Annotated in this window: 21 protein-coding genes and 1 tRNA gene; 5 read left to right on the top strand and 17 right to left on the bottom strand. The window is 67.9% G+C overall.

The features are described 5' to 3' along the window. The first annotated feature begins 54 nt into the window (after window positions 1-54). Entirely contained in the window at window positions 55-3612 is a 3558-nt protein-coding gene (locus HHL11_RS03995; protein ID WP_169417145.1) for an indolepyruvate ferredoxin oxidoreductase family protein, read from the top strand. A 4-nt stretch (window positions 3613-3616) separates the two neighbouring features. On the opposite strand, the gene HHL11_RS03990 is transcribed toward HHL11_RS03995, so the two are convergent. The 3 genes from HHL11_RS03990 to HHL11_RS03980 form a co-directional block, all read right to left on the bottom strand. Then, window positions 3617-4825 (bottom strand): hypothetical protein, encoded by a 1209-nt coding sequence (locus HHL11_RS03990; RefSeq protein WP_169417144.1) that lies wholly within the window; start codon window positions 4823-4825, stop codon window positions 3617-3619. A gap of 24 nt (window positions 4826-4849) precedes the next feature. After that, a complete protein-coding gene (locus tag HHL11_RS03985) occupies window positions 4850-7180 on the bottom strand; it encodes an arylsulfatase (protein ID WP_169417143.1) in 2331 nt (776 codons plus the stop codon). Window positions 7181-7258: 78 nt separating this feature from the next. After that, on the bottom strand, window positions 7259-7966 hold the full coding sequence (locus HHL11_RS03980; protein WP_169417142.1) for a glutathione S-transferase N-terminal domain-containing protein: 708 nt from the start codon (window positions 7964-7966) through the stop codon (window positions 7259-7261). Between the two features lie 187 nt (window positions 7967-8153). Here HHL11_RS03980 and HHL11_RS03975 point away from each other — a divergent pair, with 187 nt between their 5' ends. Then, window positions 8154-8489 (top strand): hypothetical protein, encoded by a 336-nt coding sequence (locus tag HHL11_RS03975; RefSeq protein WP_169417141.1) that lies wholly within the window; start codon window positions 8154-8156, stop codon window positions 8487-8489. Between the two features lie 54 nt (window positions 8490-8543). Here the strand turns inward: HHL11_RS03975 and HHL11_RS03970 are convergent, their stop codons facing one another. Further along, complete coding sequence (locus HHL11_RS03970) at window positions 8544-9926, bottom strand: TAXI family TRAP transporter solute-binding subunit (RefSeq protein ID WP_169417140.1); 1383 nt, start codon at window positions 9924-9926, stop codon at window positions 8544-8546. Window positions 9927-10018: 92 nt separating this feature from the next. Here HHL11_RS03970 and HHL11_RS03965 point away from each other — a divergent pair, with 92 nt between their 5' ends. Further along, window positions 10019-11602, top strand: coding sequence for a phospholipase D family protein (locus HHL11_RS03965; RefSeq protein ID WP_169417139.1), 1584 nt, complete (start codon window positions 10019-10021; stop codon window positions 11600-11602). A gap of 3 nt (window positions 11603-11605) precedes the next feature. Here the strand turns inward: HHL11_RS03965 and HHL11_RS03960 are convergent, their stop codons facing one another. From HHL11_RS03960 to cyoA, 7 genes are read right to left on the bottom strand one after another with little or no spacing between them, the layout of a single operon-like run. Next, window positions 11606-12145: a response regulator transcription factor gene (locus tag HHL11_RS03960; RefSeq protein ID WP_169417138.1), complete on the bottom strand. Its 540-nt coding sequence runs from the start codon at window positions 12143-12145 to the stop codon at window positions 11606-11608. Then, window positions 12132-13469 (bottom strand): ATP-binding protein, encoded by a 1338-nt coding sequence (locus HHL11_RS03955; protein WP_169417137.1) that lies wholly within the window; start codon window positions 13467-13469, stop codon window positions 12132-12134. Before HHL11_RS03955 ends, HHL11_RS03960 begins: the two co-directional genes overlap by 14 nt. Further along, window positions 13447-14211 carry an SURF1 family protein gene (locus tag HHL11_RS03950; RefSeq protein WP_169417136.1) on the bottom strand — a complete coding sequence of 255 codons (765 nt, stop codon included), beginning with the start codon at window positions 14209-14211 and terminating at the stop codon, window positions 13447-13449. The genes HHL11_RS03955 and HHL11_RS03950 overlap by 23 nt, the downstream gene beginning before the upstream one ends. A gap of 10 nt (window positions 14212-14221) precedes the next feature. Beyond that, window positions 14222-14617: a cytochrome o ubiquinol oxidase subunit IV gene (gene cyoD / locus HHL11_RS03945; RefSeq protein ID WP_169417135.1), complete on the bottom strand. Its 396-nt coding sequence runs from the start codon at window positions 14615-14617 to the stop codon at window positions 14222-14224. Continuing rightward, window positions 14614-15240: a cytochrome o ubiquinol oxidase subunit III gene (gene cyoC, locus HHL11_RS03940; RefSeq protein ID WP_169417134.1), complete on the bottom strand. Its 627-nt coding sequence runs from the start codon at window positions 15238-15240 to the stop codon at window positions 14614-14616. Before cyoC ends, cyoD begins: the two co-directional genes overlap by 4 nt. Before the next feature lie 14 nt (window positions 15241-15254). Beyond that, complete coding sequence (gene cyoB, locus HHL11_RS03935) at window positions 15255-17243, bottom strand: cytochrome o ubiquinol oxidase subunit I (RefSeq protein ID WP_169417133.1); 1989 nt, start codon at window positions 17241-17243, stop codon at window positions 15255-15257. Further along, window positions 17240-18250 (bottom strand): ubiquinol oxidase subunit II, encoded by a 1011-nt coding sequence (gene cyoA / locus HHL11_RS03930; protein ID WP_240979999.1) that lies wholly within the window; start codon window positions 18248-18250, stop codon window positions 17240-17242. The genes cyoB and cyoA overlap by 4 nt, the downstream gene beginning before the upstream one ends. 160 nt (window positions 18251-18410) lie before the next feature. On the opposite strand from cyoA, the gene HHL11_RS03925 reads away from it, so the two are divergent. After that, window positions 18411-19754 carry an MFS transporter gene (locus tag HHL11_RS03925; protein WP_169417131.1) on the top strand — a complete coding sequence of 448 codons (1344 nt, stop codon included), beginning with the start codon at window positions 18411-18413 and terminating at the stop codon, window positions 19752-19754. Here the strand turns inward: HHL11_RS03925 and HHL11_RS03920 are convergent. Further along, on the bottom strand, window positions 19751-20518 hold the full coding sequence (locus HHL11_RS03920) for a DUF3047 domain-containing protein (RefSeq protein ID WP_240979998.1): 768 nt from the start codon (window positions 20516-20518) through the stop codon (window positions 19751-19753). The genes HHL11_RS03925 and HHL11_RS03920 overlap by 4 nt on opposite strands. A gap of 555 nt (window positions 20519-21073) precedes the next feature. On the opposite strand from HHL11_RS03920, the gene corA reads away from it, so the two are divergent. Then, window positions 21074-22045, top strand: coding sequence for a magnesium/cobalt transporter CorA (corA, locus tag HHL11_RS03910; RefSeq protein ID WP_169417130.1), 972 nt, complete (start codon window positions 21074-21076; stop codon window positions 22043-22045). Between the two features lie 37 nt (window positions 22046-22082). Here corA and HHL11_RS03905 read toward each other — a convergent pair. The 5 genes from HHL11_RS03905 to HHL11_RS03885 all read right to left on the bottom strand — a co-directional run bounded on the left by HHL11_RS03905 (window position 22083) and on the right by HHL11_RS03885 (window position 26191). Next, a tRNA-Met gene (locus HHL11_RS03905) sits at window positions 22083-22159 on the bottom strand. A 49-nt stretch (window positions 22160-22208) separates the two neighbouring features. Then, window positions 22209-23297, bottom strand: a complete 1089-nt coding sequence (locus HHL11_RS03900; RefSeq protein WP_169417129.1) for a porin — start codon at window positions 23295-23297, stop codon at window positions 22209-22211. A gap of 40 nt (window positions 23298-23337) precedes the next feature. Further along, window positions 23338-24165: an amidohydrolase family protein gene (locus tag HHL11_RS03895; protein WP_169417128.1), complete on the bottom strand. Its 828-nt coding sequence runs from the start codon at window positions 24163-24165 to the stop codon at window positions 23338-23340. Next, window positions 24165-25313: an ABC transporter substrate-binding protein gene (locus tag HHL11_RS03890; RefSeq protein ID WP_169417127.1), complete on the bottom strand. Its 1149-nt coding sequence runs from the start codon at window positions 25311-25313 to the stop codon at window positions 24165-24167. The genes HHL11_RS03895 and HHL11_RS03890 overlap by 1 nt, the downstream gene beginning before the upstream one ends. Window positions 25314-25336: 23 nt before the next feature. After that, window positions 25337-26191 carry a shikimate dehydrogenase family protein gene (locus tag HHL11_RS03885; protein ID WP_169417126.1) on the bottom strand — a complete coding sequence of 285 codons (855 nt, stop codon included), beginning with the start codon at window positions 26189-26191 and terminating at the stop codon, window positions 25337-25339. Between the last annotated feature and the right edge of the window lie 22 nt (window positions 26192-26213).

Here is a 26213-nt window from a genome sequence, read left to right as displayed (position 1 = left end):
CCCGCCGGAAAGAAAAGAAGCCTATTCCCGGCCTGCACGCATAAGCTTCCCCGCATGGATGCCTCCACCGCCTCGCCCATCGTCCGCCCCGAGTACCGCCTGCAGGACAACCTGTGGGCGCCGGCCGGCGCCGTCTTCCTCACCGGCACCCAGGCGCTGATCCGGCTGATGCTGATGCAGCGCCAGCGCGATGCCGCGGCGGGCCTGAAGACGCAGGGCTTCCTCAGCGGCTATCGCGGCTCGCCGCTGGGCATGGTGGACCAGCAGGCCTGGAAGGCGGGCAAGAAATTCGAGGAAAGCGGCATCCGTTTCCTGCCCGCCATCAACGAGGAACTGGGCGCGACCGCGGTGCTGGGCACGCAGCGCGTCGAAGCGGACCCCGAGCGCACCTGCGAAGGCGTGTTTGCCATGTGGTACGGCAAGGGCCCGGGCGTGGACCGCGCCGGCGACGCGCTGAAGCACGGCAACGCCTATGGCGCCTCGCCGCACGGCGGCGTGCTGATGGTGGCGGGTGACGACCACGGCTGCGTCTCCAGTTCCATGCCGCACCAGAGCGACCAGGTGTTCCAGAGCTGGCACGCGCCGATCGTGGCGCCGGCCAGCGTGGCGGAATACCTGGAGTTCGGGCTCTATGGCTGGGCCCTGTCGCGCTTCTCCGGCAACTGGGTCGGCTTCACGGCGCTGTCCGAAGTGGTGGAGAGCGGGGCGACAGTGGACCTGGACCTGGTGAACGCGCGCGCGGCGGCCTGGCAGGACGCGGATACCGTACGCCAGCTCACCGGCTACGAAGCGCCGGCCGGTGGCCTGCACTACCGCTGGCCCGACCTGCCCTCGCTCACCATCGAGCAGCGGCTGCATGCCAAGCTGGATGCGGTGCGCGCCTTCGCCCGTATCAACAGCATCGACCGCCACGTCGTGCAGAGCGATCGCGCGACGGTGGGCATCGTCACTGCCGGCAAGGCGCACTACGACTTCATGGAGGTGCTGCGCCGGCTCGAAATTACCCAGGAGGCGCTGGCGCAGCATGGCGTGCGCATCTACAAGCTGGGCCTCACGTATCCGATCGAACCCACGCGCATGCGCGAGTTCGCGCAGGGGTTGAAAGAAATCCTCGTCATCGAGGAGAAGGGCCCGGTCGTCGAGGAGCAGCTGCGCTCCATGTTCTACAACGACGCGGTGCGCCCCGCGATCGCCGGCAAGCAGGACCCGCAGGGCCAGCCGCTGGTGTCGGCGCTGGGCGAGCTGCGTCCCTCGCGGCTGATCGAGATCGTCGCCGACTGGCTGGCGAACCACTTCGCGGACCTGGACCGCCGCCACCTGGTGCGCGACTTCACGCCGCCGGAGCTGCTGTCCAACGCCTCCGACAGCGTCAAGCGCCTGCCCTATTTCTGCGCCGGCTGCCCGCACAACACGTCCACCAAGGTGCCGGAAGGCTCGCACGCGCAGGCCGGCATCGGCTGCCACTTCATGGCGAGCTGGATGAACCGCGACACCGAAGGCCTGATCCAGATGGGCGGCGAAGGCGTGGACTGGGTTTCACACGCCATGTTCACCAAGGTGCCGCACGTGTTCCAGAACCTCGGCGACGGCACCTACTACCACTCGGGCTATCTGGCCATCCGCCAGGCCGTCGCGGCCCGCGCCACGCTCACCTACAAGATCCTGTTCAACGATGCCGTCGCCATGACCGGCGGCCAGCCGGTGGACGGAGTCACGAGCGTCGACCGGATCGCGCGCCAGGTGGAAGCCGAGGGCGTGAAGCAGGTCGTGGTGGTCTCCGACGACATCGCCAAGTACGACAAGCTCCGCGACCGTTTTCCTGCCGGCACCGAATTTCATGACCGCGACCAGCTGGATGCCGTGCAGCGCCGCCTGCGCGAGATCGCCGGCGTCACCGTGCTGATCTACGAACAGACCTGCGCCGCCGAAAAGCGCCGCCGGCGCAAGAAGGGCGAACTGGTGGAACCGGCGCGCCGCCTCTACATCAACGACCGCGTCTGCGAAGGCTGCGGCGACTGCACGGTGCAGAGCAACTGCGTGGCGGTGCAACCGCTGGAAACGCCGCAAGGCCGCAAGCGCAAGATCGACCAGAGCAGCTGCAACAAGGACTATTCCTGCGCCAAGGGCTTCTGCCCCAGCTTCGTCGGCGTGGTCGGCGGCAAGGTGCGCAAGCGTACGGGCGCGCTGGCGGGGGGCAGCGGTGAATTCATGCGGCGCGTGGACGCATTGCCGCAACCGGCGCTCCACACCTGGAACGCGCCTTACGACCTGCTGGTCACCGGCGTCGGCGGCACCGGCGTCGTGACGGTGGGCGCGCTGATCGCGATGGCCGCGCACCTGGAAGGCAAGAGCGCCAGTGTGCTGGACTTCATGGGCTTCGCGCAGAAGGGCGGCTCGGTGCTGTCGTACGTGCGGCTCGCCGACGTGCCCGCGCGCCTGAACCAGGTCCGCATCGACACGCAGCAGGCCGACGCGATCCTGGCCTGCGACCTGGTGGTGGGCGCCTCGCCTGACGCGCTGGTGACGGTGCGCCACGGCCGCACGCGCATCCTCGCCAACACGCACGAAGTGCCGGTGGCCGAGAGCCTGCACAACCCGGACGCGAGCCTGAAGGTGCCGCAGCTGCTGGAGAAGCTGCGCTTCGCCACCGGCGCGGAGCGCATGGAGACGCTGGACGCGCAGTCGCTGGCCGAGAGCTTCCTCGGCGACACCATCTTCTCCAACATCGTCGCGCTGGGCTTCGCCTGGCAGCGCGGGCTGGTGCCCGTGAGCCTGGAGGCCTTGCTGCGCGCGGTGGAACTCAATAACGTGGGCGTGGACAACAACAAGCTGGCCCTGTCGCTGGGCCGGCTGGCTGCGGCCGACCCGAATGCGATCGCCGCGCTGCTGCGCGCTGAGCCGGCGGCGCCCGCGGCGGAAGCGCTGGACAGCCTGCTGGCCCGCGCGGCGGCGCAGCTCACGGCCTACCAGGACGCTGCATATGCGCGCCGCTTCACGGAAGCTGTGGCGCGCGTGCGCGAGCGTGAGGAGGCCGTCGGTGCCGATGCGGCGCTGCCGCTCACGCGCACCTTCGCCCAATCGCTGCTGAAGCTGATGGCCTACAAGGACGAATACGAGGTCGCGCGGCTGTACACCGACGGCGAGTTCCAGCGTTCGCTGCAGCAGCAGTTCGAAGGCGACGTGCAGCTGGAGTTCTACATGGCGCCGCCGGTGCTCACGGGTGGCCAGCCGCGCAAGATGCGCCTGGGCGCCTGGATGCTGCCGGCGATGAAGCTGCTGGCGCACGGCCGGCGCCTGCGCGGCACCACGCTGGACTTCTTCGGCCGCACCGAGGAGCGCCGCCTGGAACGCCAGCTGGTGCGGGATTTCGTGGCGCGCATCGATGCACTGTTGCCGGCGCTGTCAGCCGAACGCCTGAAGGCGGCCTGCGAGATCGCCGCGCTGCCGCAGTCGATGCGCGGCTACGGCCACGTGAAGCTCGCCAACGTGGTCTTGGCGCGCGCACGGGAGGCGGAGCTGCTGCACCGCTTCGACCCGCAGGCCTATCCGCGGCCGGCGGCTTCGAAGGAGGCGGGGCAGATCCGCGGAATCCGGGTGACGGCGGCCGCCTGAAACCTCAGCGCAGCAGGCCGGCGAGCGTCTTCAACACGGCGTCCACCGGCATCACCATCAGCGCCACCGGCACGAAGGGCGCCAAGGTCGCGGCCGCCAGGATGACGACGTTGTGCAGGTTCACCGGCACCCAGCGCATGTCGCGCACCCGGTCGACCACCGAGTAGAGGTCGCAGGCCGCTGAGTAGTCCGACTGGTCCAGCAATTCGACGCCTTCCACCGGGCGGCGCCCGGCGAACCAGCGCTGCTCGAACTGCTGCCCGAGTTCGTGCGCGAGCCCGTCGTATTCGCGGGCACCACGCTGCCACTCCCGCCAGAGCCTGGGGGTGAAGGCGAGCAGCGGGGCGGTGAACAGCGCCACCGACACGATCACCGTGGCCGCGATGCCATGTTTCATGTCCGCCATGGCGGCGCCGTCGTGCATCACGGCATTCGCCATCGCACCCGCAACGAGCGTTCCGATGGCCGTTCCGACGAGCCCGAAGCCGCGCAGCGACAGCCCCGCGAAGCCGATGCCCGCGGCCTTGTCCGGGTGCACCGGCAGCAGCGGCAGGTCCAGCTGCGCCACCTGCCACAGGAAGCGGCTCCACAGGAACAGCCGCCACAGCCAGGACATGACCAGCAGCAGCAGCAGCGGCAGGCTCACCACCGCCGCCCACCAGCCCGCCGGCGACAGCAGCGCGGGATCGGCGGCACTGCGGTGCCAAGGCGGCAGCTGGCTGACGGACATCCCCGCGACGGCCCAGGCGAGCAGGCTGGCCAGCACCGTCATGACGATGGCAGGAGTGACTGCATCGCGCTGGCGGCGCACCGCTTCGGCCACGTGCTGGAAGCGCACGCGGCCGGGATCGCCGGCCGGCCACAGCGCGGCGAAGCGCCGTGCGATCCGGCTGAGGACCTCTCCGGCCACCGCTTCGGCCGCCAGCAGCATCGGCCCGGCGAAAACGAAGCGCGCCCAGGCGCCGTAGTCCGTGAGGAGCGCGGGCCCGCCGGCGGCCGTCCACAAGCGCCCTTCGGCCGCCGCCAGCGGCAGCAGCGGCACCCAGGTGAGAAGCAGGAACAGCAGGATGCGCCGGGTCAGCAGGACCCTCCCGGCGGCCGCCAGCCGCAGCCAGGCCTGCAGCGGCTGCGCCGGCCCGCCCAGGAACAGCGGGTCGTGCGCCGTTTCCACTGCGTCAGCGGGCGTGGCGGATGCGAACGACACCGAGCTCATACCCTGCTTGCTCGCAGCACGCTGTCAATCCACCGCGAACGCCGCAGCCGCCAGCCGCTCGAGATCGAGGTACTGCGCCTTCTCCACGGTCACCGCCACCATCACGATCGAGCCGCCCTTGAACTCGCCGGGCGACGCGTAGTCCTCGCTGACCGCGTCGCCGCTGTCACGCCCGATGCACAGCCCGTCGCCGGCCAGCGTGAACTTGCCGGCCTGGGTCTTCATGTCGCCCTGCGCCTCGATGTGCTCGTTGACGTAAAGCGTGCCCTTGCCGACGGATTCGCCGTGCTCGCCCGCGTGGTCGCGGATGAACTCCATGCCCACGGTGTACTTGCCGGGCTTCAGCTCGCCGGAGACGAACTTCTGCTCCGGCTTGATGCCCAGGAAGTTGTAGACGTAGTGCAGCTTCCGGTCCTTCAGGAACAGCGCGTGGCCGCCGAAGCGCGAGCCGTGCGCGAAGACCACGCCGGCGCAGTCGGGGCTCTCGATCACGATGTCCGCCAGGATCTTGTACGAGCGGCCGCGCACGTTGACCGCCACGCCTTCCGGCACCGGCGAAGTGCCCGGATAGTAGATGTAGCGCTCGCGCGGAGCCTCTTCGCTGGGCCGCTCCACGCCCAGCAGTTCGGCCGCCGAGCGGTCGTCCAGCGGCAGCACCTTGTTGGTCTCGGCTTCCTCGAACCAGGCCGCCACCAGCTGCTTCAGCTTCTCGGGGTTCTGCTGCGCCACGTTGGTCGACTCGGAGCGGTCCGCGTCGACGTGGTACAGCTCCCATACATCCTTGTCAAAGTGGCCCTTGCTGGTGAGCGGCGCGTGCAGCGCCACGGCTTTCCAGCCGTCCTCCCACATGCCGCGGGTGCCCAGCATCGAGTAGTACTGGCGCTTCTTCTGAGTCGGCGCGTCGGGCTTGGCCTCGAAGGTGTAGCGCATCGAGACGCCGGACAGCGGGTACTGGTCGACGCCGCGGTAGGTCTTGGGCATCTGCAGGCCGCAGACGTCCAGGATGGTCGGCACCACGTCCGTGCTGTGGTGGTACTGGTTGCGCACCTCGCCCTTGGCCTTGATGCCCTTGGGCCAGGAGATCACCATCGGGCAGCAGGTGCCGCCGGCGTATTCGGAGTAGCGCTTGAACATCTGGAAGGGCGTCGAGAAGGCCACCGCCCAACCGGTCGGGTAGTGGTTGTAGGTTTCGACGCTGCCCAGCGCGTCCATGTACTTCAGGTTCTCCGACAGTTCGTCCGGGTAGTTGTTGAAGAACTTGTTCTCGTTCACCGAGCCGTTGGGGCTGCCCTCGCCCGAGGCGCCGTTGTCGGAGCAGTAGAAGACGATGGTGTTATCCAGCTGTCCGCTCTGTTCCAGGTAGTCGATGAGGCGGCCGATCTGCACGTCGGTGTACTCGGAGAAGCCGGCATAGACCTCGGCCATGCGGGAGAACAGCTTCTTCTCGTCGGCGCTGAGTGTGTTCCAGGGCCGCACCATGTCGCCCGCGTTGGCCACGTCCTCCGGCAGCGGGTTGATGGGCGTGAGCTTGGTGCCCTGGGGTAGCAGGCCCTTCTCGATCATGCGCGGCAGCGCCCACTCGCGATACGCCTCGTAGCCGGCGTCGAACTTGCCCTTGTACTTGTCCACGTACTCCTTGGGCGCGTGGTGCGGCGCATGGTTGGCGCCGGGGCACAGCCACATGAACCAGGGCTTGGAAGGGTTGCTGGCCTTCTGGTCGCGGATCATCTGCAGCGCGTGGTCCACCAGGTCCTTCGACAGGTGGTAGCCCTCCTCCGGCGAATAGGGCTGGTCGATGAACTTGTTGTCCTCCACCAGGTCGGGATACCACTGGTTGGTCTCGCCGCCGAGGAAGCCGTAGTAGCGGTCGAACCCCTTCTGCACCGGCCATTCCGAGCGGCTGGCGCCGGCGGCGATGTCCTGCTCGGGCACGTTGTGGTCCTTGCCCAGCCAGTAAGTGCTCCAGCCGTTGTCCTGCAGCACCTGGCCGATGGTCATGCACTCGGCGGGCAGGCGTCCGCTCCAGCCCGGGAAGCCCTGCGAGGCTTCGGTGATGCACGAGCAGCCGTTCAGGTGGTGGTTACGTCCGGTGAGGAAAGTGGAACGCGTCGGCGAGCACAGCGCGGTCGTGTGCCACTGCGAATACATGAGCCCGCGGTCGGCCAGCTTCTGCAGCGTGGGCATCTGGATGCCGCCGCCCATGGGCGACCACGCGGCCAGGCCGGTGTCGTCGTAGAGGACGATGAGCACATTGGGCGCGCCCTGGGGCGCGCGCGCCAGCGTGAACGGCTCCCAATCGGGCTTGGAATCCCGGATGTCGAGCTTGATGACTCCCTTGAACGGCTTCGTGGCCATGCCTGATCTCCAGTGCGGGTCGACGGGCCGACAAGGTACCGGCGACAGCGTGCCGCCGGTATGGGACCTTGGTGTTCTTCAGCTAGGGCGCTTCGGAATGTTCAGCCCGCGCTCCACCGCCGGCCGTGCGAGGAAGGCCTCGAGCACGCGCTTCGTCTGGGGGAAGTCCTGCCAGCCCACGAGATCGGCCGCGCCGTAGAAGCCCACCAGGTTGCGCACCCAGGGAAAGATGGCGATGTCGGCGATCGAGTAGTCGTCGCCCATCATCCAGGCCTTGCCCGCGAGATGCAGTTCGAGCACCGCCAGCAGGCGCTTCGACTCGGCGACGTAGCGGTCGCGCGGCCGCTTGTCCTCGTAGTCCTTGCCGGCGAACTTGTGGAAGAAACCGAGCTGGCCGAACATGGGGCCGATGCCGCCCATCTGGAACATCACCCACTGCAGGCACTCGTAGCGGCCGGCATCGTCCTTCGGCATCAGCTGCCCGCTCTTGGCCGCGAGGTAAACGAGGATGGCGCCCGACTCGAACAGCGCCAGCGGCTTTCCGCCCGGGCCCTGCGGATCGATGATCGCCGGGATCTTGTTGTTCGGATTGAGCGCCAGGAATTCCGGCGACATCTGGTCGTTGGCATCGAAGCGCACCAGGTGCGGCTCGTAGGGCAAGCCCGTCTCCTCCAGCGCAATAGACACCTTCACGCCGTTGGGCGTGGGCAGCGAATAGAGCTGGATGCGGTCCGGGTGTTGCGCCGGCCACTTGCGGGAGACGGGGTGCTTGGCAAGATCATTCATACCTTTTTCTTCCTTTGATTCATCTGGGCCGTGCTGCTGCAAAGGGCGGGTAGGTTGACAGGGAATCCCATTGCCCCTCGCCCGGATTGAAGTTGGCAAGGCCGGGGCACACGATACCAACCCCGGAACTGAGCCTTGCGTGTCACGGGGCCGGGTCCCTTTCAACCATGTGCGTGGAGGTATTTACATGAAAACGGTCATCGTGACAGTGGGTCTGGCGCTGGGTGCTTTCCTGGCTTCGACCACCGCGATCGCGCAGAACGACACTGCCGGCGAAGCCCGCGCGGCGCCGAGCAAGCAGTCGACGAAGGAAGAAAAGAAGGCCGCGCGCGCCAAGCGCCAGGCTGGCGGCAAGGACCTGGCGAAGCAGGACGCCGGCCGCACCGATACGCCCAACTCCGCTGGCGTCGCCAAGGGCAACACCAAGGAAGACAAGGCAGCCGCTCGCGCCTCCCGCCAGGCCGAAGGCAAGGACGTGGCCAAGAAGGACCAGGGCCGCACCGACGATCCGACCAAGAAGTGATCCGCGGGGGCCCGCAGCCGGCGGGCCCTGCCATCCCGCGCTCGCCCGCTGTGTTCAGCGCGCGAGCGCTTTTTCGTCGGGCTCCGCCTGGCGCGTCTCCGGCCGCACCTTGCGCCGCACCCGGTTGATGTTGTTGCGCAGGTCGTAGAGTTCGTCCGCGTGCGATAGCGGCACGCTGATGTGCCCGACGCGCTCGTCCAGCGCATCCAGCTCGCGCAGCACGTCGGCGGCCCGTTCCGGGTGCGCCTCCAGCTCGCGCTCCAGGTCGCGCAGGTGGCCGTACCAGCGGAACACGCGCGAACGGATGCGGAACTCGTACAGCGGCGGCACGATGCGCGTGAGCGGCAGCAGCACGGCGATCAGGATGCCCAGCACCACCCACATGCGCTCCACCAGGTTCGCCATCCAGAACGGCAGCCACTGCTGCAGGAAAGGCTGGCCCACGCGGTAGATGCGTTCCGCTTCGCGCGCCACCGGGTACTCTCCGCGCTGGATGGTCGGGAAGGCGCCGGCGCGGTTGAACCAGCCGGCCGGGCCGTGGATGTCGCGGGCGGCCTGCGCGAACAGCTGCAGCAGGGCCGGATGCGTGCCCTCGCGCGCCAGCAGCTGCGCGGTGGTCGCCACCAGCCGCACGTCCTGCGGCGGGTCGTCGGCGGCCAGGTCCACCACGCCGCGGGGCAGCACCACCGGCGACAGGAAGGGAAAGCGGCGCGAGTAGGCCTCGCTCTGGCTGAAGTCCATCAGCTTGACGCCCGGCGTAGCCAGCAGCATCTGCACCATCACCGACTCGGGCGCCGACGCGAAGACCACCGCGTCGACCGTCCCGTCGAGCAGGGACACGGTGGCCGGTGTCTCCTCCAGCCGCGTCAGCTGCATCTTCGAGGTGTCGACCTTGTTGGCCTGGAACAGCTTGTTCATCAGCACCGGGCCACCGGTGCCGGTGTTGCCGACGTTGATCGCCAGGCCTTGCAGCTGCGTCAGCGAGCCGAGCTGGCGGGTGCTCGGCCTGCGCACCACCTCGTCGGGGTAGACGTCTTCCCGGTAGAACAGCCACAGCGGCTCCAGGAACATGCTGCCCAGCGTCACCAGGCCGTCCTCCTGTTCGCCCGGCTGGCGCTCGCTGACGCCGTCCTGCACGAAACCCAGGTCGGCCCGGCCTTCGCGCAGCAGCTGCAGGTTGTCGGACGAACCCTGGCTGGGCAGCAGCTCCACCTCGATACCGTAAGCCGCCAGCGCCCTTTGATAGCGCTGGCCGAATTCGTCGTAGGCGCTGCGCGCGGGCCCGGTGGCCAGCACGACGTGCTTGGGCGGATTGGGGTCCAGCCACCAGTAGGCGAGCACGAGAACGCCGATCGCGAGCAGGGCGATCGGCCCGGCGGACAGCAGCATCTCACGCAGGGAGACCAGGGTATGGCGCACCGCCTCGACCGGCTTCATGGTTCGGCCGCATCCTCCCTCGGGCGCCGAATGCCCTACCATGGGACGAAAGTCCCATACAGGCGCCTGCCGAAGGGCGGAACCATCGGACCATGCCCCACCCGACGCGTGTTTGGCGCCTGCTGGCGCTCGCCTTGACCCTGCTGTGCGCGGCCTGCGCCCAGTTGCCGGCCAACGTCGTCCGCACGCCGAGCTATGCGATCGCCGAGGCCGACACCGCTGGCACCCGCATCGGTCAGGTCGTGGCGCCGCTGGCCGCCAGCCACCCCCGGCAGACCGGCGCCTATGCGCTGAACAACGGGCTGGAGGCGTTCGCGGCGCGGCTGGAACTGGCCAACGCCGCCCAGCGCACCCTGGACCTGCAGTACTACATCTGGCACACCGACACCAGCGGCTTCCTGATGGCGCGCGCGCTCTGGGAGGCCGCCGAGCGCGGCGTGCATGTGCGCGTGCTGCTGGACGACGGCAACACCGCCGGCATGGACCCGGCCCTCATGGCCTTCAGCGCGCATCCCAACATCGAGGTGCGCCTGTTCAACCCGTTCGCCAACCGCAGCTGGCGCGCCGCCGACTTCGTCAGCGATTTCAACCGCGTGCAGCGCCGCATGCACAACAAGTCCTTCACCGCCGACAACCAGGTGACGGTGGTCGGCGGCCGCAACATCGGCGACGAATACCTGGGTGGCGTGAGCGCGGTGGCGTTCGCTGACCTGGACGTGATGGCGATCGGCTCGGTGGTGCAGGAGGTCTCGGCGGACTTCGACGAGTACTGGAACAGCGCGTCGGCCTATCCTGCCGCCAGCCTGCTGCGGCCCCTGAGCGACCTCGAGCTCGCACAGATCCGCAAGCTCTGGGACGAGTACTACGCGGCGCCCGAGTCGCGCCGCTACCTGGAGGCGGCGCGCAGCCTCAGCGTGGTGCCGCGGATGCGAAGCGGCGCGCTGCAGATGTCCTGGGGAACAGCCTACCTCCTGAGCGACGACCCGGCCAAGGTGCTGAACGCGCCGGAGCGGGACGACCTGCACCTGGGCCGGCAGCTGATGGCCGGCTTCAGCGACCCGAAAGGCGAGCTGCTGCTGGTTTCGCCGTATTTCGTGCCAGGACGCATGATGACCGACATGCTGGTCGCCTACGCCGCCCGCGGCGTCAAGGTGAGCGTGCTGACGAATTCGCTGGCCGCCACCGACGTGCCTCCGGTCTATGCCGGCTACCTGCGCTACCGCGACGACCTGGTGCGCGGCGGCGTGCACATCTACGAGCTGAAGCCCGCCGCCCGGCCGCCCGGCCTGGCCAAGGAGGACGAAGAACGCGTGCGCGGCCTGTTCGGCAGCCGCGGCGGCAGCTCCGGGGCCTCGCTGCATGCCAAGACCTTCGAAGTGGACCGCAAGCGCATCTTCGTCGGCTCGTACAACCTCGACCCGCGATCGGCCAGGCTCAACACGGAACTGGGCATCCTGCTGGACACGCCGCCGCTGGCCACCATGCTGGCGGAGGTGTTCGAGGAATTCGTGGTCCCGAACGCGTACGAGCTGGCCGTGGGCGAGAACGGCAAGATCGTGTGGATCGACCACACGGCGGCGGGCGACGTCCGCTACACCGACACGCCGGCCACCAGCGGCTGGAAGAACTTCTGGGTCGGCGTGCTGTCCGGGCTGCCGATCGAAGGCCTGCTCTGAGGCCTACTTCACCCGCTGCTTTTCGAGCTTGCGCGCCAGCGTGCGCCGGTGCATGCCCAGGCGCCGCGCCGTCTCCGAGATGTTGAAACCGGTCTCGGCCAGGGTCTCGTGGATGCGCTCCCACTCCAGCGTCTTGATCGAGGTCTGGCGCTCCGTCAGGCCGACTTCGGCATCGCCTGCGGCGCGCGCGAAGGCGGCCTCGATGTCATCGGTGTTCGCCGGCTTGGCCAGGTAGTGGCGCGCGCCGAGCTTGATCGCTTCCACCGCGGTCGCGATGCTGGCGTAGCCCGTGAGCACCACGATCACCAGTTCCGGGTCCACTTCGTGCAGCCACTGGACGCAGGCCAGCCCGGAGGCGTCGCCCGCGAGCTTCAGGTCCACCACGGCATAGCCCGGGTCCTGTTCGTCCAGCAGCGCCTTGACCTCTTCCAGGCTGGCGGCACGCAGCACCTTGTAGCCGCGCCGCTCGAAGGAGCGGGACAGCGTGCGCGCGAAGGCGTCGTCGTCCTCGACGATCAGCAGCAATCGCTCAGCGTTCTCCATCGTCCTCGCTTTCCTCCGGCATCAGCGTGGCGAGCGGCAGGGTGATCACCACCTCCGCCCCGCCCGCGGGAAGATTGTGCGCCTCGATGCGGCCGCCCAGCGTGCGGGCCACGTTGACGGCCAGGAACAGGCCCAGGCCGCGGCCGGGCTTGCCCTTGCTGGACTGGTAAGGCGTGCCGAAGCGTTCCAGCATGGATTCCGGGAAACCCGGCCCGCGGTCCTGCACGCGCACGGTCAGCGTCTCCTCGTCGCAGCCGACCAGGAAGCGGATCGTCGCGTCGGGCGCCGCTTCCAGCGCGTTATCGAGGACGTTGTCGATCATCTGGCGCAAGGCCGTGTCCGAGAAGATCGGCAGGTCGGGCACGTCGTCGCGGCTGTAGGCGAGCGTGGCCACGCCGCGCGTGCGTTGCCATTCGGCCACCAGGCCGTCGAGGAAAGCGTGCAACGTGGTCTGCGCCGGCGCCTCGGCGCGGGTCTCGCCGGCGGAAGTGAGGATGCCGCTGACGATGGCCTTGCAGCGCAGCACCTGACGCTGCATCTCCTCGATTTCCTCGCGCAGTTCGGGCTCGCCGGCGAAGGGCGCCATGCGGGCCCAGTCGCCCAGGATCACCGACAAGGTCGCGAGCGGCGTGCCCAGTTCGTGGGCCGCGCCGGAAGCGAGCAGGCCCATGCGCACGATGTGCTCCTCCTCCGCCGCGCGCTGCTTCAGCCGCGCCACGCTGGCATCACGCCGGCGCAGGTTGGCCATGATGCGGCCGATGAAGATCACCAGCAGCGCCGCGTTCAGCACGAAGCACATCAGCAGGCCACCCACGTAGTCCGCCGACAGCACCGGCGCGCCGGCGAGGGGCCGATGCCAGGCCGTAAGCGCGACGAAGCCCATGCTGGTGCCCAGCACGATCACCCAGATCGACATGGGCCGCAGCAACACCGAGGCCACCGCCACCTGCAGCAGGTACAGGAAGATGAAGGGGTTGGTGACGCCGCCGGCGAAATAGAGCTGGCCGGTGAGCACGCCCACGTCCACCAGCAACTGCACCAGCAGTTCGGCGTCGCCCACCGGGAAAGCAAGCCGCGCCCGCAGCGCGCTGGCGCAGTTGAACAGCGCCAGCACCGCCATCAAGGTGAGCATCTCGCCCAGCGGCAGCGGCACGTCCAGCGCGAAGTTCGCCAGCAGGATGGTGGCCAGCTGGCCGCCCACGGCCAGCCAGCGCAGTTCCACCAACTGCAGCAGGTTGCTCTGGCCAGCGAGGCGCTCGGCGGCCTGGCCGCCGCCGCCTTCCAGCGGCGCGTGGCCGGAGTCAGGCGCGTTCGTCAACGGCATGCGCGTAGGGCGCGCGGCGGCGGCGGCGCTCGTCCAGGATCAGGAAGACCATGGCCGCGATCATGCCTGCGGCCAGGGCGAACCAGGTCAGCGCGTAGGAGAGATGGTTGTTGGGGAAGTCCAGCACCGTCAGGCCGGGGCGAGGCCAGGCCTTCTGCGTCACCGGCGTCACCTGCAGGTCGACGAAGAAGGGCGCGACCGGGCCTTCGAGGTGGCGCGCGGCCGCGATGACGTCGACGTCGCGCGAGTACCAGCGGTCGTGCGCCGGCTGGTTCTTCTGCATGAAGCTGCCACCCGGCTCGCTGATGCGCAGCAGCGCCGGCGTAGGCGGCAACGTGCGGCCAGGCGGCACCTGCTCGCGCATGTCGGGCGGGACGAAGCCGCGGTTGACGATGACCCAGCCGGCGTCGGTGCGCAGGGGCGTCAGCACCCAGTAGCCGGTGCCCAGTTCGGTGAGGGCGCGCACCAGCACCTGGCCGCGGTCGTCGAACTGGCCTTGTACCAGCACGCGACGGTATTCGTCCTGGTCCTTGCTGATGGCCGCCCATTGCGCCGGGGCGGGGAGCGGGCCCGGCTCGGCTTTCAGCTGCCGGTCGACCCGCGCGATGAGGTCTTCCTTCCAGGCCAGGCGTTGCACCTGCCAGACCCCGAGGGCCGCGAAGGCGGCCCCCAGAAAGAGAAGAAGCGCGAGCGCCGAAACCAGCAGGGCTGGGGATCGGCGGCTGCGCGCTTCGGCGTCCATGCCCGGAACCTTAAGGCATGTTGCGCATCTGGTGGGCGTCCGGCATCGGCATCATGTTGGCGTTCATGTGGTACATGACCCAGATCGAGCCGGACAGCATGATGCCGACCACGATGATGGTGAACACGGTGGCCAGCATGGACCAGCCGCCTTCCACCTTGGCGTTCAGGTGCAGGAAATAGATCATGTGCACGACCATCTGCACGGCGGCGAAGGCCAGCAGCACCAGGCCGGCCAGGTGCGCGTTGGGGATGACCTTGCCCATCACCAGCCAGAAGGGGATGGCCGTCAGGATGACCGACAGCACGAAGCCGATGGCGTAGCCCTTGTAGGTGGCGTGGTAGCCGACGTCGTCGTGGCCGTGGTCGTCGTGACCAGCGTGGTGGTCGTGGTGTTGCTCGCTCACGGCAGCACTCCCATCAGGTAAACGAAGGTGAACACGCCGATCCAGACGACGTCCAGGAAGTGCCAGAACATCGACAGGCAGATCAGGCGGCGCTTGTTCTCGCGGGTCAGGCCCAGCCTGCGGACCTGCAGCATCAGCGTGACCAACCAGATGCAGCCGAAGGTGACGTGGAGGCCGTGGGTGCCCACCAGCGTGAAGAAGCTGGAAAGGAAGGCGCTGCGCTGCGGGCCGGCGCCTTCGTGGATCAGGTGCACGAACTCCTGGATTTCCAGCGTCAGGAAGCCCAGGCCGAACAGGCCCGTGACGGCCAGCCACACCAGCACCTGCTTCTTGTTGCCCTTCAGCATGCCGATCATGGCGAAGCCGTAGGTGATCGAGGAGAGCAGCAGGAAGGCCGTGTTGGTGGCGACGACGGGCAGCTCGAACAGGTCGGCGCCCGAGGGGCCGGCCGCATAGCTGCGGCCCAGAACTGCGTAGGTGGCGAACAGCACTGCGAACAGCAGGCAGTCGCTCATCAGGTACATCCAGAACCCGAACAGGGTGCCCTGCTCCGGGTGGTGGTCACCGTTGTCGTAGAAGACCGGGGCGGCGCCCGCGGTCGAAGTCAGCGTGGTCGAAGACATCTCTTGCTGCTCTCTCAGGCCGCGGCCAGGGCCCGGGTGCGGGCGTCCTCGCTGACGGTCACTTCGGCGGCGCCGATGTGGAAGTCGCGGTCGTAGTTGAAGGTGTGCACGATGGCGGAGATGATCATCGCGGCGAACGCGATGCCGGCCGGCAGCCACATGTGCCAGATCAGGCAGAAGCCCATGGCGGTGGCCAGCATCGCGATGACGAAGCCGGCGCCCGTGTTCCTGGGCATGTGGATGGACTTGAAGCCCTGGGTCGGACGCTGCGCACCGCGGCGCTTCATGTCTTCCCACGCGTCGGTGTCATGCACCACGGGCGTGAAGGCGAAGTTGTAGTCCGGCGGCGGCGAAGCGGTGGACCACTCCAGCGTGCGCGCGCCCCAGATGTCGCCGGTCGTGTCGGCCAGTTCCTTGCGGCGCAGGATGCTGACGCCGATCTGGACCAGGAAGGCAGCGATGCCGAGGGCGATCAGGCCAGCGCCGATGGCGGCGATCACGAACCAGATCTGCAGCGACGGGTCGTCGAAGTGGTTCATGCGGCGCGTGATGCCCATGAAGCCCAGCACGTACAGCGGCGTGAAGGCCACCCAGAAGCCCACGATCCAGAACCAGAAGGAGACCTTGCCCCAGAAGGCGTCCAGGCGGAAGCCGAAGGCCTTCGGGAACCAGTAGTTGATGCCGGCGAAGATGCCGAACACCACGCCGCCGATGATCACGTTGTGGAAGTGCGCGATCAGGAACAGGCTGTTGTGCAGCACGAAGTCGGCCGCCGGCACCGCCAGCATCACGCCGGTCATGCCGCCGATGACGAAGGTCAGCATGAAGCCCACGGTCCAAAGCATCGGGACGTCGAACTTGATGCGGCCGCGGTACATCGTGAACAGCCAGTTGAAGATCTTGGCGCCCGTCGGGATCGAGATGATCATCGTCGTGATGCCGAAGAACGAGTTCACGCTGGCGCCGGAGCCCATGGTGAAGAAGTGGTGCAGCCACACCAGGTAGGACAGCACGGCGATCACGCAGGTGGCATAGACCATCGACGTGTAGCCGAACAGGCGCTTGCCGCTGAAGGTGGAGACCACCTCCGAGAAGATGCCGAACGCGGGCAGGATCAGGATGTAGACCTCGGGGTGGCCCCAGATCCAGATCAGGTTCACGTACAGCATGGGGTTGCCGCCCAGGTCGCTCGTGAAGAAGTTGGTGCCCAGGTAGCGGTCGGCGGAGAGCAGGGCCAGCGTGGCGGCCAGGATCGGGAAGGTCGCCACGATCAGCACGTTGGTGCACAGGGCCGTCCAGGTGAAGACGGGCATGCGCATCATCTTCATGCCGGGCGCGCGCATCTTGATGATGGTCGCGATCAGGTTGATGCCCGATAGCGTTGTTCCGACGCCTGCCACCTGCAGTGACCACAAGTAGTAGTCCACCCCTGTGTCCGGACTCTGGAGCAGGCCCGACAGCGGCGGGTAGGCCAGCCAGCCGGTGCGCGCGAACTCGCCGAGGAACAGCGAAAGCATCACCAGCACGGCGCCGCCCACGGTCATCCAGAAGCTGAAGTTGTTCAGGAAGGGGAAGGCCACGTCGCGCGCGCCGATCTGCAGCGGCACCACATAGTTCATGAAGCCCGTCACCAGCGGCATCGCCACGAAGAAGATCATGATGACGCCGTGCGCCGTGAAGATCTGGTCGTAGTGGTGCGGCGGCAGGAAGCCGGGGTTGCCGTTGAAGGCCATGGCCTGCTGCGCGCGCATCATGAGGGCGTCGGCGAAGCCGCGCAGCAGCATGACGATGCCCAGCACCATGTACATGATGCCGATCTTCTTGTGGTCGATGCTGCACACCCAGTCGCGCCACAGGGGGCCCCAGAGGCGGAACTTGGTCAGCGCCGCCAGCACGACGAGGCCGCCCAGCAGCACGCCGGCGAAGGTCGCGAGCAGGATGGGCTCGTGGTAGGGAATGGCCTCCAAGCTCAGGCGGCCGAAGATCAGTTCACTCAATGTCATTTGGTTTCACCCGTCGGATTGGCGGGGGTGCAGAGGGCGGCGACCACGGTCTTCTTGCCGCCGCTCCAGGAGGAATGCTTCTCGCGGGTGCCTTCGACGGACCCTTTGCCGGCGCCGCCGGCGGCGTCGATGGACATCATCTGGCTGGTGCACATCTTCGAGCTGTCGACGCAGCGGTTCAGGGCGGCTTCGTACAGCCCCTTCTCCACGCTGGCGTAGCGGCGCACCGGCTCGTTCTCGCTGGGCTTGTCCAGCTGCAGGTAGGCCTGGCGGTCCAGCGTTTGGCCGGCCTGGCGGTTGGCTTCCACCCACTTGGCGAAGTCGGCGTCCGACTGGCCCAGGAACTTGAAGCGCATGCCGGAGAAGCCGGCGCCGCTGTAGTTGGCCGACAGGCCATCGTACACGCCAGCCTTGTTGATCACGGCGTGCAGCTGCGTTTCCATGCCCGGCATCGCGTACACCATGCCGGCGAGCGCCGGCACGTAGAAGGCGTTCATCACGGTGGAGGCGGTGATGCGGAACTGGATCGGGCGGTCCACCGGCGCGGCCAGCTCGTTGACCGTGGCGATGCCCTGCTCGGGGTAGACGAACAGCCATTTCCAGTCCATGGCCACGACGTCCACCACCAGCGGCTTCACGTTAGCCGGCAGTCCGCGCTGCGCGTCGATGCGGTCCAGGGGCCGGTAGGGATCCAGCTTATGGGTGGAAATCCAGGTGATGGCCCCCAGCGCGATGATGATCAGCAGCGGCACGCCCCAGATCACCAGTTCCAGGCGGGTGGAGTGGTCCCAGTCCGGCGTGTACGTCGCATCCTCGTTCGAGGCGCGGTAACGCCACGCGAAGACGACGATCAGGATCATCACCGGCACGATGATCAGGAGCATCAGCAGGACGGACTGGATGATCAGGTCGGCCTGCTGTTTCGCGATGTCCCCGTACGGGTTCATGACGATCGTGTTGCAGCCGGCCAGCATGGCGCCGGCAACGGCGAGGCCGGCCAGGCGCATGGCCCTGTAAGTATTTCTAGGGAATGGCATCAGGATGACAAGGCGCGAGGGAAAACGCGGATTGCGTTCCGACGCCGAATGTAAGTTCATGGAGGCGTGCGCGCCATTGGACATTTTGTCCATGGGGCCACTCTCCGAACCACTTGGTTAGTGCCTTTTCATGACATCTGCCGAACTCGCCACCCTCGCCCATCTCCCGACCCGATTCGGCGCCCACGGCGCGACCCCCGACAACTCCCCTGACGAAGCGCAGATCGCCCCGGGCGACATCGCCGTCGGGGTCGTCATCGGCCGGGCCTCGGAATATTTCGACTTTTTCGTCTACGGCATCGCCTCGGTGCTGGTGTTCCCGTCGGTCTTCTTCCCCTTCGTCGACCGGCTGCAGGGGACGCTCTATGCCTTCGCCCTGTTCGCCCTGGCCTTCGTCGTGCGCCCCCTGGGGACGCTGATCGGCATGTCGCTGCAGCGGCATTTCGGCCGCGGCGCGAAGCTGACGGCAGCCTTGCTGGTGCTCGGGACCAGCACGGTCACGATGGCATTGCTGCCTGGTTTTGCCACCGCCGGCGGCACGGCCATCCTGCTGCTCACCCTTTGCCGCGTGGCCCAGGGCCTCGGGCTGGGGGCTTCCTGGGACGGCCTGCCCTCGCTGCTGGCGCTGAACGCGCCGGAAAACAAGCGCGGCTGGTACGCCATGCTGGGCCAGCTGGGCGCCCCGCTGGGCTTCCTCATCTCCTGCGGGGTTTTTGCCTACCTGTGGGGCAACCTGTCGGAGACCGATTTCCTGGACTGGGGCTGGCGCTTCCCCTTCTTCGCGGCCTTCGCCATCAACGTGGTCGCGCTGTTTGCCCGGCTGCGCCTGGTGGTGACGCACGAATACGAGCGCCAGCTGGAAGAGGCTGAACTGGAACCCTGCGACGTGCGCGAACTGGTGTCCCAACAGGGCTCCAACGTCCTGGTCGGTGCCTTCGCCCCGCTGGCTTCCTATGCGCTGTTCCACCTGGTCACGGTCTTCCCGCTGTCCTGGGTGATGATCTACTCGCAGCAGGAGATCGGCCAGTTCATGTCGGTGGAGCTGCTGGGCGCGGTGCTGGCGGCGGTGGCGATGCCGCTATCCGGCTTGTTGGCGGACCGCATCGGCCGCCGCAGCACGCTGGGCGCCCTGGCGGTGGCCATCGGCCTGTTCAGCCTGGCCACGCCCTGGCTGCTGGGTGGCACGGACTTCCGGCAGGATCTTTTCATCCTGATCGGCTTTGTCCTGTTGGGCTTGTCCTACGGCCAGTCCGCGGGTTCCGTGAGCTCCAACTTCGAATCGCGCTTCCGCTACACCGGTGCGGCCCTGAGCTCGGACCTGGCCTGGCTGGTCGGCGCGGCCTTCGCCCCGCTGGTGGCCCTGGGCCTGTCGGCGCAGTTCGGCCTGGTCGCCGTCAGCATGTACCTGCTGTCCGGCGCGCTGGTCACGCTGGTGGCGCTGCGGACCAACAAGGTCCTGAGCATGCGCGACTAGGCGCCCAGCACCACGTCGCCGTACCAGGCCCGGATGTCCTGCTTCAGGTCGTCGCTGTCCGAGAGCACGCCCACGCTCTGGATGGCGCCGGGCTCTTCGCCGAAGGCGCGCCGGAAATCGGCCTGCACGTTGCGCTCGTAAGTCGTCCAGCGGCCCTGCCGGTCAGTGCCGCTTTCGACCACCAGGTAGCGGATGCGGCTGGTGCGGGCGTAGTGCACGACGGAGCCTATGGGCAGCTGCGCATCCCACACATACATGAGGGTCGCATAGGGCAGGCGCTGGCCGGTAACCAGTTCCACCAGCTCGAAGAAGGTGCGGTCGCGCGGCGAGAGTTCGGCCAGGTCGCCGTCGAAGGCCAGCACGACTCGGGCCGGGGAGTCGTCGGTCTCGCTTCTGCTCACGCAGGCGCCGGCGGGCACGTCGTCCGCCCGCCAGCCCCAGCGCAGCCAGGGCGTGGCATGGGCATCCGCCTGCACGGCGCAGCGCAGGCCCGAGCTCGCGCCGACGCCACTGGCGTGCAGCACCCGCTGCCCCTCGAAATCCACCATGCGGTAATCGGTGCGCGGCAGGTCGCGCCGCAGGACGTAGGGCTCCCAGCCTGGCGGCAGGCAGTCCACCTGCTGGCAGGTTGAAAACTGGGAGACCGCGGCTTCCGACTGCGCTTGCGGCGCGGAGGCGCAACCGGCCAGGCCCAGTGCCAGGAGGGCCGGCATGCCAAGCAGCCGGCGGCGCGCGGGATCGGGCAGGACAGGGTTCGCTTGCATGGGTCGGGCTGGAAATGTCAGCTCGACAGTGTCACCACCGATGGCGACGTTTGCATGACAGCCGGCTGCGTCAGCCCAGGCGCTTCGGCAAGGCGGTGGCTATCCCCGGCAGCATCAGCGAGCCGAGCATCGCCGTCGTCGCGATGGTGGAACCCGAGAAAGCGGAGAACACGGTGCCCGCCCGGGCAGGCGCCGCACCAGCCGTTCGATGCCTTCGATCACCTTCAGCGCGCGGCCCGTGTGGAACAGGATCTCCCCCATCAGCACGAACAGCGGAATCGGAGTGAGCGAGAACGCGGCTACCGAACGTTGCACAGGAAGACGTCAGCGACGATGACCACCATCCTCGCGAACATGATGGCGCAGCCCGCGAGCAGCCGGCCCCCAGGCCCGCGCGAACGTGTCGCTCACTTGCGCGTGAACAGCGGCCTGAAGCGCGCTGCGATCTCGGGGCTCCTTGTCTTGGGCGGAGGCGACCATAAGCCCGGCCGCGGGGGATGGTCAATCAAGGCAGACCCATGCATCCTTGCGGTCAAGGATCCAGAGGAGACTCCCATGCTGATCAACTGCGTCGCCTACCAGGAAGGCCGGCGGATGAACGACGTGCCGGTGGAGGCGATCGCCGGCTACATCGCGCGGCCGGGCTGCTTCGTCTGGGTCGCCCTGCGCGACGCGACCGAGCCGGAGCTGGCCTTGATGCAGCAGCAGTTCGGCCTGCACGACCTGGCCGTGGAAGACGCGCTGCACGGCCACCAGCGGCCGAAGATCGAGGAGTTCGGCGAGACGCTGTTCGTGGTGCTGCAGACGCTGGAGCTGACGCCCACCGACGAACTGGGCACCGGCGAGATCCACATGTTCGTCGGCCCGAACTTCATCCTGTCGGTGCGCAACCGCAGCCGCCAGCACCTGCTGGGGGTACGCGAACGCGCCGAGCGCGAGCCGCACCTGCTGCGCCAGGGCCCCGGCTTCGTCCTGTACGCGTTGATGGACGCGGTGGTGGACCGCTACTTCCCCATCGTCGATGCGCTGGAAAGCGAGCTGGACGCGATCGAGGAGCGCATCTTCGAACCGGGCAGCCCGGCCCGCGACAACATCAAGCGGCTGTACGACCTGAAGCAGCGCGTGACCACCGTGCGCCATGCCGTGCTGCCGCTGCTGGAGGCAGTGGGCAAGCTCACGCGCGGGCGCGTGCCGGCCGTCTGCGACAACTCGCGCGACTACTTCCGCGACGTGGTCGACCACCTGGTGCGCATCCAGGGCGTGCTGGAGGCGCTGCGCGACACCATCTCCACCGCGATCCAGGTCAACCTGTCGCTGACGACCATCGAGGAGGGCGAGATCACCAAGAAGCTGGCGGCCTGGGCCGGCGTGTTCGCCGTGGCCACCTTCATCGTCGGCATCTGGGGCATGAACTTCGAGCACATGCCGGAGCTCAAATGGGCCTGGGGCTACCCCGTGGCACTGGCGACCATCGCCGTGTCCTGCACCACCGTGTGGTGGAAGTTCAGGAAGGCCGGGTGGCTCTAGAAAAGACAAACGCCCGCGATTGCGGGCGTCTGGGATTTGGTTGCGCGGGCAAGATTTGAACTTGCGACCTTTGGGTTATGAGCCCAACGAGCTACCAGGCTGCTCCACCGCGCGTCAGAGAGGGAGAGTATAGCGCATTTCGAATGCGCCCTCTCTCAGAACGTCAGAACGAATGCTTCAGCCCGAGGTCGACGCCATTCGATGAACTGCCAGGCGCCGTCAACGCGCCGTTGAGTGCAGCGTCCGAAGGTCCGCGGTTGTCGATATGCGCATAGGTGGCGTAAAGCGCCGTTCGCTGCGACAGGTTGTAGACGTAGCCCAGCGCCAGCTTGCGCGCGGTGGGGTCGCCGAGGTCGTCGACCTTGTAGGTGGAATAGGAGAGCTTCAGCTGGCCGGCCCCGATCGGCGCCACCGCGCCGACGATGTAGCCGGTGCCCGTGCGCTCCGCCACCTGTTTCACCGTGTCGTGGAAGTAGCCGGCCGTGAGGCGCGCCACGCCGAAGTCCCAGTGCGCGCCGACGTTCCACACCTGCGTGTCGCCGAGCGTCGCGGTCTGCGCGTACTTGGTGAGGCCATAGCCCGCCGCGAGGCCCCAGGTCTTGTTGGCATATCCCAGCCGCGCCTGCCAGCCGTTGCCATCGCTGCCGGACTGGTTTTCGCCGGCGTAGTACTGCGCTTCGCCGAACACGCCAGGCAGCAGCGCCTGCGGCAGGAAGTAGCCGATCATGTTGGAGGCGCGCTGCGCGGTGACGCCGGCGATGGTGATCGCGTGCGGCAAGGTCGTGCCGACGCCGTTGGTGGAGAAGGGATCGGTCTGGTCCTTGTTGCGCCACGAGGCCACGATGTCGCGGCCGAGCCGCAGCTCGCCCCAGTCGCCCATCAGGCTGACGGTGGACCGGCGATTGAACGTGAGCCCGCCGCTCCCGCTGCCGGACACCGGCTGGTTGTTCGTGTTGCTGGTGGCGCCGGTGCCGTCGTCGGCATTGACACCCGCTTCCAGCCAGAAGCCGGCGCCCAGGTGCGCACCGAGGTCCTCGACGCCGCGAAAGCCGACGCGCGAGCTGCTGTTGGCTCCGCTCACCAGGCGCGTGCGGTCGGCGATGCTGCCACCGCCCCAGGCCGCCGCGACGTCGACGACGCCGAACAGCGTGACGTTGCTGCTGGTGACGATGCCGGCGCCGGTGCCGGCGATCTGCGCGTTCGCCGCGCCGGCGCAAGCCAGCAGGACCAGTCCGGCAATTCGTTTGCTCATCGCGGCTCCTCGGGGCCGCGCTATTGAAGCACTCCCGTCCTTAGCTGTCCACCAAGCCCAGCCAGCGCCGCGGCGTGTCCCACATCACCTGCCGGCGCACGTCCGCATCCGGCACCACGCGCTCGAATTGGCGCAGCAGCGGCCCGACGTCGAGCCGCGCGGGCGCGCGCAGGAAGGGCCAGTCGGAAGCCCACATGCAGGCCTCGGGCGTGAAGGCCTCCAGCAGCGCCTGCACGAAGGGCCGAGCGTCCTCGTAGGGCGGCGGCTGCTGCGAAAACTTCTGGTAGCCGGAGAGCTTCACCGCCGCACGCTTGCTGCGCCCGAGCTCCAGCAGCGCCTGGAAGCCTGGCTGGTCGATGCCGGCGCCCGCCCGGGGCCGGCCGCAGTGGTCGAACACCAGGCGCACGCCGCTATCCACCAGCAGCTGGCGCAAGCCAAGCAGTTGGTCGTGCTCCACCTGCATCGAGACGAACAGGTCGAGATCGGCCAGGTGGCGCAACAACGGCCCGGCCTGCAGGTAGTAGGCTACGCCCAGCACGGTCGCATTGAAGGCCACGCCGACGACGCCTGCCTGCTTCAGCGCCAGCAGCTCGTCGCGCGTGGCGTCGTTGCGCACCACGGCCACGCCGCGGAAGCGTCCGGCGCCGCGCGCCAGCGCATCCAGCATGCAGCGGTTGTCCAGGTTGTAGCCCGAGTTGGGCCCGACCAGCAGGGCCTGGCGGATGCCGTAGGCGTCCATCACCTGCAGGTACTGGTCCAGCGTGCCGACCTCCTGGTTTGCCGGCTGGTAGATCGCGTCCGGCGCATAGGGGAAGCGCGCCGGGTCCAGGATGTGGCAGTGGGCGTCGACCTTGGGCGCGTCGAACATCACTTGGCGGCGCCGAGCGCGGGCAGGACTTCCTTGATCTCCTGCTTGCCGTTCTTCGCTTCCACCAGGAAGCTTTCGCGATCGAGGTCGCCGTTCTTGTCGAAGCTCACGTCCATGATCACGCCCGGCTCCTTGGCCGCCGACACCTTCAGCGTGTGCATCGCTTCCGCCACGGCCTTGCGATCGAGCTTGCCGACCTTCTCGATCGCGGCCTTCAGCACGTAGACGCCGGTGTAGCCCTTGATGCCGTTGTGGTCCGGCGTGTAGCGGTACTCCTTCTCGAACTTGGCGCGGAAGGCGCGCATGGCCGGCAGGGGTGCGTCGACGGTGAGCCCCACGTGCGCCACCGCACCGTTGGCGGCGTCACCGGCGAGCTCGATCACCTTCTGGCCGACCAGCGTGGTCTCGCCGACGATGGGCTTGTTCACGCCCTGCTTGCGCAGTTCGCGCAGCGCCCGCGCCGACTCTTCCTCGTTCAGGTAAACGAAGACGGCGTCGGCATTGCTCTGCTTGGCCTTCAGCACCGCGGCGGAGAAGTCCACCTGGTTCTGCTCGGTGGACACGTCGCTGACGACCTTGACGCCCAGCGGCTGCAGCGCCTGCATCAGCGATTCGCGGCCGCCCTTGCCGTAGTCGTTGTTCACGTAGATCAGCGCCACGCTCTTCACCTTCATCGGCCCGGCCATGTAGCGCGCGATCTTGGGCATCGCGGTGTCCTGTGTGAAGCTGGTGCGGAAGATGTAGGGGTTGCCCTGCTTGGTGATGCCGGCCGCTTCGCCACCGGTGAAGTTGGGCACCCCGGCGCGCCTGGTCTCGGCCATGCTCACCATGATGGAGCCGGAGAACACCGGCCCGAACACGGCGAACACGTTGTCGTCGATGGCCTTCTGCGCCAGGCCCTTGGCCACGCCCGGGTTGCTCTGGGTGTCGGCCGTGGTCGTCTCGATCTTGTGGCCGAGGATGCCGCCGGCCGCATTGATCTCCTTCACGGCCAGCAGCATGCCGTCGCGGAAGTTGGTGCCGCTGGTGGCGCCGGCGCCGGAGAGTTCGACGATGTTGGCGATCTTGATGGTCTGCGCCCAGGCAGGCGCCTGCAACAGCAGGGCCGCGCCAGCGGCGGCCACGAGGTGGGTGAAACGAACGGCCATGGCTTGTCTCCTTCTTCAGTGGTTCATTGCTTGGGGTAAAGCAGCGCGCGCATGCCGGACAGGTCGCCCTGCAGCTTCTGCGCGAGTTCCGGGAAACCCATGAAGCGCAGGTACTCGGGCACCTGCTGCACCAGCATCTCGTAGCCGGCTTCGGCGCGGTGGCCGCGGGCGCGGCAGACCTTCAGCAGCGCCGTGGGTTCGCGGCTCATGATGATGTCGACGACGGCGGCCTGGGGATCCAGCCGTTGCGGGTCGAAAGGCAGGGCGTCGTCGGCCTTCAGGCCTTGCGAGGTGCAGTTGACGACCAGGTCATAGCCGGCGGGGTCGTTGCTGGCGGCGACCTGCGCGGCCTCGCCCACCAGTGGCTTCAGGCGCTGCACCAGCGACTGGGCGCGTTCCTGCGTGCGGTTGTAGACGGACAGCTGCGCCGGCTTGCGCTGCGCAATGGCCGCAGCCACTGCATGGCCGCCACCACCCGCGCCCACCACCAGCACGCGCTTGCCTTCGACCGGGATGCCGAAATAGTCCAGGCCCTTGACGAAGCCGATGCCGTCGAACAGCGCTGCTTCCAGCGTGCCATCGGGCAGGCGCCGCACCGCGTTGACGGCGTGGGCGATCTGCGCGACCGGGTCGCTGGGCTTCAGGTACTCGCACAGCGCAGGCTTGTGCGGCATCGTGGCCCAGAAGCCACCGACGTTTTCCGCCGCCATGCCGTGTTGCAGGAAGCCTTGCAGCGCCTTCGCCGGCAGCTTCAGCGGCACCAGCACGGCGTCGATGCCGTGCTCGCGGAACAGGTGGTTGTAGACCTCGGGCGCGCGCACCTGGGCGACCGGGTCGCCGAGGATGTAGAAGACCCGGGTGGTCCCGGTGATGTTCATGGGGTTTCCTTGTGTCATGTCT

The organism is Ramlibacter agri (assembly GCF_012927085.1).
GTDB lineage: Bacteria > Pseudomonadota > Gammaproteobacteria > Burkholderiales > Burkholderiaceae_C > Ramlibacter > Ramlibacter agri.
This window is presented reverse-complemented; position numbering and strand designations above follow the sequence as displayed.